The organism is Nitratidesulfovibrio sp. D1 (assembly GCF_051133415.1).
Classification (GTDB): domain Bacteria; phylum Desulfobacterota; class Desulfovibrionia; order Desulfovibrionales; family Desulfovibrionaceae; genus Cupidesulfovibrio.
Window position 1 is genome coordinate 46,393 of sequence record NZ_JBPGNZ010000005.1, and the last position, 12,286, is coordinate 58,678.

Consider the following 12,286-nt stretch of genomic DNA (forward strand, 5'->3'; position numbering starts at 1 on the left):
CGACGCACCCGGCCCCACGGACGCGCCCTGCAAGGGCCGCGCCGTGCGTTTTCCGGCCATCTCCGGCCGCCGCCCCGGCAGCCGGCACGACACAGCGCACGCCGCCCCGCGCGGCGCATCGGAGACATTCGCAATGCGCACCCTTCTCACCCTGTTTCTTCTCCTCGGAGCCCTGACGATGCCGACCGCTGCCACGGCCGCCACGCCGACAGCCCCGCACCCGCAGTTGACCCGCCTGTCCAACGGCCTGACGGTGCTCATCCAGCCGGACGAGCGCTTTCCGCTGGCCTCGCTGCGTCTGTACGTGCATGCGGGTTCCACCTACGAAACCCCGCGCGAGGCGGGCATAAGCCACGTGCTGGAGCACATGGTGTTCAAGGGCACGGAAAACCGGCCCAAGGGCGCCGTGGCCCGCGACGTGGAGCGCGCAGGCGGCTACCTGAACGCCGCCACCAGCTTCGACTACACCGTGTACCTTACCGACATGCCCGCCGCGCAGTGGAAGCTGGGCATGGAAGTGCTCAAGGACATGGCCTTCCACCCCACGCTGGACCCGGCCGAGCTGGAGTCCGAAAAGGACGTCATCCTGGCCGAACTGCAACGTGGCGAGGACAGCCCGGACAACCGGCTGTTCCAGCACATGCAGGCCCTGACCCTGAACGGCACGCCGTACGCATCGCCCATCATCGGGCTGCGCGAGACCATCAAATCGTTCACGGCGGACGACATCCGCGACTACATCCGCAGGCACTACCAGCCGCAGTCCATGCTGCTGGCCGTGGTGGGCAACGTGAACCCCGCCGAAGCCCTGGCCGAGGCGCAGCGCCTGTTCGGCGACCTGAAAAACGACGCCACGGTCACCCCGCCCGCGCCCATCGACGCGGAAAAGCTGCTGGCCCGGCCGCTGACCCTGGTTGAAACCGGAAAGACGGACGGCGGCAAGACCGCCGCGCCGACCGCAGCCGCCCCCGCGCCCCCCACGCCCACGGTCAAGATCGAGCCCGGCCCGTGGAACAAGGTGTACCTGGGCATTTCCTTCCCCGCGCCCGGCTTCGGCGACGTGCAATCGCCCCAGCTCGACGTGCTGGCCCACCTGCTGGGCGGCGACCGCACCTCGCTGCTGTACCGCACCTACAAGTACGAGAAGCAGCTGGTGGATTCCATCTCGATGTCCAACTACAGCTTCGAGCGCGTGGGCATGCTGTACCTGGCGGCGGAACTGGACGCCGACAAGCTGGACGCCTTCTGGACCGCCCTGACGGCGGACCTGGCCTCGCTGTCCGCCAGCCGCTTCACGGCGGAGGACATCGAGCGCGCCAAGCTGAACCTGGAAGACGACATGTTCCGGGCCAAGGAAACCCTGCCCGGCCTTGCCTCCAAGCTCGGCTACTTCCAGTTCTTCACCGGCGTGCAGGGCGAGGCCAACTACCTGCGCGGCCTGCACGACGTCACCCCTGCCACCCTGCAAGACCTGATCTCCCGCTGGCTGCGGCCCGAACGGCTTTCCGTGGTGGCCCTGACGCCGGAAAAGTCCGAAACGCCCGACCTGGCCGCCGCGCTGGCGAAAGCCTGGCCCGCCCCGGCCCGCACCGGGTCCGACGCCTCCTCCGCCGCCGTGGCCGACAAGACCGAGGTCATCGACCTCGGCAAGGGCCGCACGCTCATCCTCATGCCTGACGCCACCCTGCCCTACACGGCGGTGGACATGGTGTTCAGCGGCGGCAACGCGCTGCTGCCCGCCGACAAGCAGGGCCTGGCCTCGCTGGCCGCCAGCGCGCTGGTGAAGGGCACCTTGCCCGCGCCGCAGTCGGCCGCGGCCAAGGCCGCGGGCATCGCGGACGGGCTGGACGCCCCGTCCATGGAAGCCTACCAGTCCGACCGCGCCGCCAGCATGGGCGCATCCGCCGGACGGCAGACCTTCAGCCTGTCGCTGCGGCAGCCTTCTCGCTTCAATGACGACATGTTCGCCCTGCTGGGCCAGGTGCTGGCCGCGCCCGCCTTCGCCGACGCGGAAGTGGCCCGCGAACGGGTGAACCAGGTGGCCGCCATCAAGGCGCGCGAGGACCAGCCCATGGGCCTGGCCTTCCGCCACCTGACGCCCTTCCTGTTCCCCGGCCACACCTACGGTTACTATCACCTGGGCATGCCCGAGGCGGTGCAGACATTCGGCGTGGCCGACGTGCGCGGCTTCTGGACGCGGCAGGCGCGCCAACCGTGGGTCATGGCCGTGTGCGGCCAGTACGACCGCGAGGCGGTCATCCGCCACGCCAAGGAACTGCCCGCGCCCGACGCGAAGCCCGCCAGCCTGTCCACCCCCGCGTGGAGCAAGGACAAGGGGCTCGACCTGCACCTGCCCGGCCGCAACCAGGCCCACCTGATGCTGGTCTTCCCCACCGCGTCGCTGAAAAGCGACGACACCCCCGGCCTGGAACTGATGCAGGCCATCCTGTCCGGCCAGAGCGGCCTGCTGTTCCGCGACCTGCGCGACGAGCAGGGCCTTGGCTACACCGTCACCGCCATGAACTGGCAGTCCGAGCAGGCCGGGTTCATGATCTTCTACATCGGCACCGAGCCGGGCAAGCTGGACCAGGCCACGCAGGGCTTCAAGGACGTCATCGCCCGCCTGCACGCCGACCGCCTGCCCGAGGACGAACTGCGGCGCGGCAAGAACCAGCTGGAAGGCGACTACTACCGCGAACATCAGCGCCTTGGCAGCCGCAGCTCCGAGGCGGCGGTGCTGACCTCGCAGGGGTACCCGCTGGCCTTCAACAAGCAGGTGGTGGACAAGGCGGCCAGGCTGGACGCCGAGGCCCTGCGCTCCCTGGCCCGCAAGTACCTGAAGGTGGAAGGGGCGTATACGGTGCGCGTGCTGCCGTAACCGGCACGCCGGAACCATGATCTGATGCAGTTCCCGCGCCGGGGCATCCGCATGGATGCCCCGGCGCTTTCGTATCCGTTGGGGGCCGCGTTTCTGAATGAAAATGAGGAACCTGCTAGCGTTGCCAAGGGTTCCTCACTCTTCAGTCCCAACTTGCCTTGCTTCCTTATACTCCGCGCCGGTCTTCCGGCGCGGATGGCTGTGCGGGGGCGATGCAAGGAATTACGAGTTTTTTCGCCGGGCAAGGCGGATGGCTTTTTTTGAGCGGAGCGTACTTATGTACGTGAGCATCAAAAAAAGACAGCCAACGCAACCCGGCGGAAAAAGGCGGCAGCCGTTATGAGAGTGTGCAGCACGATCATTACGGATGGCGACCGCAGCGCGCGGATTCCGACAGCAGCGTCCCCGCTCACCACCAAACCCCACCGCCCGTCCCGTCCCACCTTCCCCAACGCTTTCCCTTTATCCCCGCTGCCTGTACAACGGCGCATCCACACTCACCGGAGCATCCCATGGAATTCGCGACCCTGGCCGCCATGAGCACCTATGCCGTCGCCATGAGCGTCACCCCCGGCCCCAACAACACCATGGTCATGTCGTCGGGCCTCACCTTCGGCTTCTGGCGCACCATGCCCCACCTGCTGGGCATCTCGCTGGGCTTCCCGCTGATGATCATTGCCGTGGGCCTCGGCATGGACCGGATTTTCGCCGCCGTGCCGCAACTGCACCACTGGCTGCGCTGGGTGGGGTCCGCCTACCTGCTGTGGCTGTCCTGGCGCATCGCCACGGCCGCGCCTCCCACGCCCGGTGAAGCCGCCAAAGGCCGGAATGCCGCCCGCCCCATGACCTTCATCGAAGGGGCGCTGTTCCAGTGGGTAAACCCCAAGGCGTGGCTGGCCGCCGTGGCCGGGGTGACCACCTACGTTTCCGGGCACGGCGGCGGGGCGGAATCGGCCCTTGCCGCAAACGCGCTTGGCCTGCACGGCGTATCGCAGGAACTGCTGGCGCTCACCGCCGTGTTCGCGGTGATGGCCTTCCCGTCCGTGGCCATCTGGTGCGCGGGCGGCACGGCCCTGCGCGGGCTGCTGCATTCGCCAAGTGCGGTGCGCTGGTGCAACGCAGCGCTGGGCGCGCTGCTGGCCATTTCGGTATTTTCCCTGTTTTAGTCCGGGCTGGCGTGTGGGCGTCGCCCATACCGGCCCGTCGCCCCCTTCCCCCGGCCCATCCCCCGTGCGCCCTTTCCAAACCACGTAAAAGACGCTATGAAGCCCCGGCGGCCACGCCGCCCCCAATCCGCGCGCCCCGCGCCGCATCCGGCGCGCGCGCCATCCTCGCAATTTCCGGAGACAGACATGGCTCTCAGCATAGGCATCGTCGGGCTGCCCAACGTGGGCAAGTCCACCCTGTTCAACGCGCTGACCAAGGCCCAGAACGCCGAGGCGGCCAACTACCCCTTCTGCACCATCGAGCCCAACAAGGCCACGGTGGCCGTGCCCGACCCGCGCATCGACAAGCTGACCGAAATGGCCAAGCCGCAGAAGACCATCCACGCCACGGTGGACTTCATCGACATCGCGGGGCTGGTGCGCGGGGCCAGCAAGGGCGAAGGGCTGGGCAACCAGTTTCTGGCCAACATCCGCGAATGCGCCGCCATTCTTGAAGTGGTGCGCTGCTTCGACGACGAGAACATCACCCACGTGGACGGGGCCATCGACCCCATCCGCGACATAGAGACCATCGAGACCGAACTGCTGCTGGCCGACATCCAGTCCGCCGAAAAGCGGTACGAACGCCTGTCCAAGATGTCCAAGTTCGACAAGGACGCCAAGGCCGCGTCCGAAGAACTGGCCCGCCTGCTGGAACACATGAACACGGGCAACCCGGCCGCCACCTTCGAAGGCAAGGACAACGACCTGTTCAGGCAGGCCATGCGCGAGATGGGCCTGATCACCGCCAAGAAGGTCATCTACTGCGCCAACGTGGACGAGGCCAACCTGGACGGCGACAACGACCACGTGCGCCGCGTGCGCGAACTGGCCGCCGCGCGCGGCTGCGACATGGTGGTCATCTGCGCCAAGATCGAGGAAGAATTACAGGGCCTTTCCGACGAGGAACAGGCCGAAATGCTGGCGTCCTACGGCATCGAGGAAAGCGGCCTCGTGCGCATCATCCGCACCGGCTACCACACCCTGGGTCTGGCCAGCTACTTCACCGTGGGCGAGAAGGAAGTGCGCGCCTGGACCATCCAGCAGGGCTGGAAGGCCCCGGCCTGCGCGGGCGTGATCCACACCGACTTCGAACGCGGCTTTATCCGGGCTGAGGTCATCGGCTACGACGACTACGTGAAGCACGGCACCGAGGCGGCCTGCCGTTCCGCCGGGGTGCTGCGCGTGGAAGGCAAGGAATACGTGATGAAGGACGGCGACGTGGTGCACTTCCTGTTCAACGTGTAACGCATGCATCGTCAGGTTCGGCGCCCCGGAGAACAGCTCGCCGGGGCGCGGGCCGTGCCCCGCAGTCCCGCCGGACGCAAGCCACCATCCTTGCAAGATGCCAGTCAGGAGGAGGGATGACCGACCTTCAATCGCCACTGCCGGGTGAATTCCTGTTCTACGAAACCGAGGATGGTCATACCCGTGTGGAATGCCGGTTTGCCGAGGATACGCTTTGGCTTTCGCAGGCAATGATGGCCGAGTTGTTCCAGTCTTCGTCACAAAATATCACCCTGCATCTGAAGGCACTTTACGCGGAAGGCGAAATTACCCCCGAGGCAACATGTAAGAGTTACTTACAGGTTCGGTCCGAGGGGGTGCGGCAGGTCCGGCGCAGCATCAAGTTCTACAGTCTCGACGCCATACTGGCCGTGGGCTATCGCGTCCGTTCGCCTCGCGGCACCCAGTTCCGTCGCTGGGCTACGGAGCGGCTGCGGGAGTATCTGGTCAAGGGCTTTACTCTGGACGACGAACGGTTGAAGAACCCGCCCGTTGCCGGATCAGCCGTGCCGGACCGCTTTGACGAGTTGCTTGATCGCATCCGCGACATTCGGGCCAGCGAACGCCGGATGTACCTGCGCGTGCGCGAGATATTCGCAATGGCGGCGGATTATTCCCCCACGCTGCCGGAAACCACACAGTTTTTCCGGTTCATCCAGAACAAGTTGCACTTTGCCGTCACCGGCAAGACCGCTGCGGAACTCATCGCCGAACGGGCCGACAGCAACCTGCCGAATATGGGGCTGACGACATGGAAGTCGGGAAGCGTGCAAAAGGCGGACGTCACCGTTGCCAAGAACTATCTGCACGAACCGGAGATTGGCGAACTCAACCGCATCGTCACCATGTGGCTGGACTTCGCAGAAGACCAGGCCCACCGCCGCAAGGAGATTTTCCTCAAGGACTGGGCCGAAAAGCTTGATTCCTTCCTGAAATTCAACGAACGCGATGTGCTTGAAGGCGCGGGCCGGATTTCCAAAAAACAGGCGGATACCCACGCGGAAGGCCAGTATGAGCAGTTTGCCGCACAACGGCGCGCACTGCTGGAAGCCGAAGGGGAAAAGTTCAATGTGCGGGCATTGGAGGACGCCGCCAAGGCGCTGCCTGCACCGAAAGAACCTGAACATCCGACGATGCCTTCAACACGCGACAAACTGCGGCGCGAAAAAAACTGACGACCAAGGCGACGATCGCAGGCTCGTGTAACGGCTGCCGTCCTTGGCCACCGCAGGGGCCCCAAAAAAGCGTTTTTTTACACGTCATAAGGACAATTCCGGGCGAGCATAGCGTGGGGTAGGAGGCCGCCTGATCAGCATCCCGCCGAGCACGGCAGTGTCAGGTGAACACTATCCCTGTCTAGGGGGGGGACGAGGCCAGAGCCCCCTTTACCATGGCGGTGTGGTAAAGTAGACTATGCTCATGTCCATTATCGCGAGCCCACTACGCTACCCAGGGGGGAAGTCCGCGCTGACCCCCTTTTTGACCACCCTGCTAGGCGACAACAATCTGCTGGGTGGCGTATACGCCGAGCCCTATGCCGGGGGTGCAGGGGCCGCAATCAAGCTATTGTTGGACGGTGCAGTGAGGCGCATCATACTGAATGATGCGGACAAGAATATTTATAGCTTTTGGAATGCAGTGTTGCATCACACGGAAGATTTTTTGCGCCTGCTGTGGACTGTTCCGGTGACAGTAGAAGAATGGCATAGGCAGAAATCTCGTCTCCTTGACGCCGAACTTGGCGTGTCTCTGGAGCGTGGATTTGCTGCCTTTTTCCTTAACAGGTGCAATCGGTCCGGAATATTGATGGCCAATCCTATTGGTGGACTGGAGCAAAAAGGAGAGTGGAAACTCGATGTTCGATTCACTCGCACTGGATTGGCGCAGCGCATTGAGAAGATAGCTCTCCGCGCTTCAGATATAGAATTGCATTGTCTGGATGCACTAAAGTTTCTTGCAGAGATGAAAACAGCAGAACAGGCAGATTTATTTGTATTTCTAGACCCTCCATATCACGAAAAAGGAGGACAATTGTATCTGAACGCTTATGGCGATGAGGATCATAGGAATCTTGCCCGGTTTCTATCCACAAACAGAGGATTTAATTGGGTGATGACCTATGATGACACATCGTTTATTAGAAGCCTTTATCGAGAGGGGTTCACTACGGCCACCTTTGCTATTAACTATTTTGCGCAACGTAAGCGCGTGGGAACGGAGTTGCTAGTGCTTCCGCCGTGGACTCATTTGCACGGAGCGATGCCTGCCCTTGTTCGCGTTAGCAACTAGATTTGCCGGCTAATTGCAAAAATTCTGCTATTTCGCCCCAAAGGGCTCGCAATTGATCTTTGGACGGAATCCCGCCTTCGCTATGCACGTAATGGTGTAGCGTTTCAAAGTGGATGAATGTTGGATTATCGTCTGAGGCAAAGCGCGCAAGCCTATCCTTCTGGCGTACGTCACGCAAACATTGCGGGTTTTCTAGCAGCACTTGTAAAAGTTGCTTCAAACCCTTTGTTGATCCATTTTTGTTCCGGATGACACTATCTAGTCCGTGGTCTGTTAGTATTTTTACAATGCCTAGCTCAAACGCTAATCTATAGTTCATTGCGCCGCAAAGGGGGTATACTCCAAGCGGCATTTTTTTCCTTCTGCAAGTAAGGCATCAAGTTTAGTGTGCCCTGTGACCACGTCAAACGATTCCGGAATTAGTTTCTCTTGGGGTGAGCGCGCTTGCCGCTTGCGTGGTTCTGGTTTTGGTTGTGGTGGAGGTAGGTTTTTTGGAGTGTAGCTTCCTGGCTCGCGCGTCCCGCGATCTGAAATAGGCTTTAATACACTATCGATATAGCCTCTCCTAGAATCTTTGTCGTTAAGGTCGCGAGAGTTCTTTATAGGTGCTTTTCCAGATATATCGCTGCAAATTTGCATTATAATAGAAAGGAATGTTGCATCATCGATTGTATATTTCAGTGTCGTACCTGTGACGTCAAGCCCGGTGATTTCTTTGAATGCCACATCTCCAACAATGCGCCACATTGTCGTGAGGGGAAATTCTTCCGAAGTATAGAGCTCTTTTTCCGTTTCTGAAATGTCAGATTCTAACAGCATTTGTCTGATAAGAATCTCAATAACCGCTTGGCGGAGATCGCCTTGGGCCACGCCCACGGTTTGGCTAAACTCGACGATATTGGCTCCATCTAGGATAGGCTTTGCTAGATAGCGCATGCGCATCGTGTGCTTCCAATTGCTGATTTGTCCATCGCCATGGCGCGCGAGGAGGATGGGGGCAGCGTCTAGGCGTGTAGGGGCTATAAAAGTGATGATTTTTGCCCAGATGGCGGTATCGATTTCGCGGGCAAGCGCGCGGTAGGTGGCTTTTTTGCCCGGAGGGGCAAGGTCCGGGTTGCGAAGCACTTGAAGGGCGGCTACGCGTCTATTACCTTCAAGCACCACAAAATGACTTTTTTCTTTGACAACAATGGGCGCTTCATTGGGAAAGAAACCGTGACGAACAATGCTCTGCGCTATTTCTAGCACATTAAATGAGTCTATTAGGTAGTGTCTAATATTGGTTTGATTTTCGCCCTGCATAATCTCAGGCAAGCGTGGGTTTATGGGGTCTAGGCGAAGGTTGTCGACAGAAAGGTTGCGCTGTTCCCACGTTGCGAAATTACTCATGCGAGGCTCTCCTAGGCAAAGGGATATGTCAAAGTTGTCCGCGGCCTGCGGGTCTTGTTGTTGCGGTTAAGCTATACCAGTGGGGCAAAGTGGTGGCAATGGCGAGGAGGTTCAGCAAGCCCCCCCCACATCGCGGGTGGCTCTCTGTTTCAGTCGCTTCGCTCTTTCAACTGGCTAAAGCCGCTCGCTCTTTGGCTAACGGTTTGCCTGCGGGAGCTTATCCCGCCATTATAACTCTACACCCACCCTTGCGCTCCCCCTGCCCCGACGGTATATAAATTCTCCAAACACTTCAGCACACTTCGCACCGTCAGGGCAGGAGAACGCATGGCAACGCATCCGCGGGCCGGGCAGCGGCCCGAACCTTCGCAACTGGTGGACATTCCGGCGCTGGTCGCCGCCTACTACACCGAGCATCCGGATACCGCCGCGCCCGAGCGGCGCGTGTCCTTCGGCACCTCCGGCCACCGGGGCGGCGCGCTGTCCGGCAGCTTCAACGAGGAACACATCCTCGCCGTCACCCAGGCGGTGTGCGAATACCGCGCGCAGGCGGGCATAACCGGGCCGCTGTTCCTGGGCATGGACACCCACGCCCTGTCGGAACCCGCCCATCGCACCGCGCTGGAAGTGCTGGCCGCCAACGGCGTGTCCACGGTCATCCAGCAGGGCGGCGGCTACACCCCCACCCCGGTCATCTCCCACGCCATCCTCACCTGGAACGCAGGCCGCGCGCAGGGCCTTGGCGACGGCATCGTCATCACGCCGTCGCACAACCCCCCGGAAGACGGCGGCTTCAAGTACAATCCGCCCCACGGCGGCCCGGCGGACACCGACGCCACCAAATGGATTCAGCGCCGCGCCAACGAACTTCTGGATGACGGCAACCGCGCCGTGCGCCGCATGCACCTGCGCGACGCGCTGGCCACCCCGTGCGTGAGCCAGCGCGACTTCGTGCGCGGTTACGTGGCCGACCTCGCCTCGGTGGTGGACATGCCCGCCATCAAGGCCGCCGGACTCAAGCTGGGCGCGGACCCGCTGGGCGGCTCGTCGCTGGCGTACTGGAGGCCCATCGCCGAAGCGTACGGCCTCGACATCACCGTGGTGAACGACGCGGTGGACCCCACCTTCCGGTTCATGCCGCTGGACAAGGACGGTAAGATCCGCATGGACTGTTCGTCCCCATGGGCCATGGCCGGGCTGATCAACCTGCGCGACAAGTTCGACGTGGCCTTCGGCAACGACGCCGACGCGGACCGCCACGGTATCGTCACCGCATCGGGCCTCATGAACCCCAACCATTACCTGGCCGTGGCCGTGTGGTACCTGTTCCGCCACCGCCCGCAGTGGTCGCCGCAGTGCGCCGTGGGCAAGACGCTGGTCACCAGTTCCATGGTGGACCGGGTGGCCGCGTCGCTGGGCCGCAAGGTGGTGGAGGTGCCCGTGGGCTTCAAGTGGTTCGTGCAGCCGCTGCTGGAAGGCAGTTGCGGCTTTGGGGGCGAGGAAAGCGCCGGGGCGTCCTTCCTGCGGCGCGACGGCACGGTGTGGACCACGGACAAGGACGGCCTGCTGCTGAATCTGCTGGCCGCCGAAATCATGGCCGTGGAAGGCCGCGACCCGGCGGAACTGTATGCCAGGCTCACCGAACAGTTCGGCGCGCCGCTGTACGAACGGCTGCAATCGCCCGCCGGGGCGGAACGCAGGGCCGTGCTCGCCAACCTGTCGCCCGACGTGCTCACCGCCACCGAACTGGCGGGCGCGCCCATCACCGCAATGCTGACGAAGGCCCCCGGCAACGGGGCCTCCATCGGGGGGCTGAAGGTCATCACCGACGACGGATGGTTCGCCGCGCGGCCCTCCGGCACCGAGGACATGTACAAGATCTACACCGAAAGTTTCAAAGGGCCGGACCACCTCAAGCGCATCCAGCAGGAGGCGGTGGACATCGTGGACCGGGCCTTCGCGGCGGCCGGGGTATAGGCGGCAGGCGGCACGGCGTTGCGCCACCGCGCGAACGTCGCATGGCGCGGTAACGCTCATTGACCCCGCCACCGCTCGCGGCTATGTTCGTCAGCAATTCCGAGGGGCGACGCCGGAGTGCGTCGATATTGTTCGCGTTACGGACCGCAACGCGTTTACCGGGCATCCATCAGGCCGCCGCCCCACGCTGGCGCGGCGGCGAAACCACGGCGCGGCAAGCGCGCAGGCAGAAGGACGTTCCGATGAAATTCCTGGTCGTTGACGACGACTTCGACAGCCGCAGACTGGTCCAGAAGATCCTTCACCCCTTCGGGTATGTCGACATCGCCACCGACGGCGAGGAAGGCGTGCAGGCGTTCCGTTCCGCCCTCAAGGACGGCGAACCCTACGACGTGGTCACCCTCGACATCCTCATGCCCAACGCCGACGGGCAGCAGGCCCTGCGCGAAATCCGCGAGATCGAGAAGGAAGAGGGCGTCGCCCCCGAAAAGGCCGTGAAGGTCATCATGATCTCGGGCCTCGACGATTCGCAGGAAGTGCACGACGCCTTCTTTCTGGGCGACGCCGTCAGCTTCATCGTAAAGCCCATCCGCCGCCAGCTGCTGCTGGACGAAATCGAAAAGCTCGGCGTACACCTCGAAAAGACGGAAAAGTAGGCGCGCCGACGCCCTCTTTTCAATGTGTCGCGGCACTTGCGGGCCGCGCCGTGTCCGGCTATTACCGGTGCACCGGCGTGCTGGCCGCGCCCTGCGCCGTTCGCTACAGCGCCACACACCGCAGCCGGGCCGTGACCGCCGCGCCCGCGCCGCGCATTCCACACACCCCCATTGGCCCCCACCACAGGCCGAACCTTTCCAGGAGGCACACATGTCCATTCCCGCCGACCTGCTCTACACCGACACCCATGAATGGGTGCGCATCGAGGGCGACGAGGCCGTCATCGGCATCACCCAGTTCGCCCAGGAACAGTTGGGCGACCTGACCTTCGTGGACCTGCCCGCCGTGGGCGACACCCTGGCCACCGGCCAGGAAATGGGTTCGGTGGAATCGGTGAAGGCCGCCAGCGAACTCTACTCGCCGCTCGCCGGCACCGTCAGCGCCGTCAACGACGCCCTGTCCGGCGCGCCGGAACTGGTGAACCAGTCGCCCTACACCGACGGCTGGATGGTGCGCGTGAAGCTGGACGGCAAGCCCGAGGGCCTGCTCTCCGCCGCCGACTACGAAGCCGTCGTCGCGCGCGAAGCCCACTAGCGGCAAGGAG

The 12,286-nt window shown here is 62.9% G+C and carries 9 protein-coding genes; 8 read left to right on the forward strand and 1 reads right to left on the reverse strand.

Annotated elements, in window-relative coordinates; genetic code table 11:
• The first annotated feature begins 133 nt into the window (after positions 1-133).
• From ACR4XJ_RS10720 to ACR4XJ_RS10740, 5 genes are all read left to right on the forward strand, one after another.
• The gene (locus tag ACR4XJ_RS10720) at positions 134-2,878 is read left to right on the forward strand and encodes a M16 family metallopeptidase (RefSeq protein WP_434755211.1); all 2,745 of its coding nucleotides are present in this window, start codon (positions 134-136) and stop codon (positions 2,876-2,878) included.
• A gap of 512 nt (positions 2,879-3,390) precedes the next feature.
• Positions 3,391-4,044 carry a LysE family translocator gene (locus ACR4XJ_RS10725; RefSeq protein ID WP_434755212.1) on the forward strand — a complete coding sequence of 218 codons (654 nt, stop codon included), beginning with the start codon at positions 3,391-3,393 and terminating at the stop codon, positions 4,042-4,044.
• Positions 4,045-4,230: 186 nt separating this feature from the next.
• A complete protein-coding gene (ychF, locus tag ACR4XJ_RS10730; protein ID WP_434755213.1) occupies positions 4,231-5,331 on the forward strand; it encodes a redox-regulated ATPase YchF in 1,101 nt (366 codons plus the stop codon).
• Positions 5,332-5,447: 116 nt separating this feature from the next.
• A complete protein-coding gene (locus ACR4XJ_RS10735; RefSeq protein WP_434755214.1) occupies positions 5,448-6,545 on the forward strand; it encodes a virulence RhuM family protein in 1,098 nt (365 codons plus the stop codon).
• Between the two features lie 244 nt (positions 6,546-6,789).
• Positions 6,790-7,659, forward strand: a complete 870-nt coding sequence (locus ACR4XJ_RS10740) for a DNA adenine methylase (RefSeq protein WP_434755215.1) — start codon at positions 6,790-6,792, stop codon at positions 7,657-7,659.
• A gap of 315 nt (positions 7,660-7,974) precedes the next feature.
• On the opposite strand, the gene ACR4XJ_RS10745 is transcribed toward ACR4XJ_RS10740, so the two are convergent.
• Entirely contained in the window at positions 7,975-9,048 is a 1,074-nt protein-coding gene (locus ACR4XJ_RS10745; protein WP_434755216.1) for a hypothetical protein, read from the reverse strand.
• 327 nt (positions 9,049-9,375) lie between these two features.
• Between ACR4XJ_RS10745 and pgm the strand changes: the two genes are divergently transcribed.
• The 3 genes from pgm (at position 9,376) to gcvH (ending at position 12,276) form a co-directional block, all read left to right on the forward strand.
• Positions 9,376-11,025 (forward strand): phosphoglucomutase (alpha-D-glucose-1,6-bisphosphate-dependent), encoded by a 1,650-nt coding sequence (gene pgm, locus ACR4XJ_RS10750; RefSeq protein ID WP_434755217.1) that lies wholly within the window; start codon positions 9,376-9,378, stop codon positions 11,023-11,025.
• Between the two features lie 242 nt (positions 11,026-11,267).
• A complete protein-coding gene (locus tag ACR4XJ_RS10755; protein WP_333505502.1) occupies positions 11,268-11,681 on the forward strand; it encodes a response regulator in 414 nt (137 codons plus the stop codon).
• A gap of 211 nt (positions 11,682-11,892) precedes the next feature.
• Positions 11,893-12,276 (forward strand): glycine cleavage system protein GcvH, encoded by a 384-nt coding sequence (gene gcvH / locus ACR4XJ_RS10760; RefSeq protein ID WP_434755218.1) that lies wholly within the window; start codon positions 11,893-11,895, stop codon positions 12,274-12,276.
• The last annotated feature ends 10 nt before the right edge of the window (positions 12,277-12,286 follow it).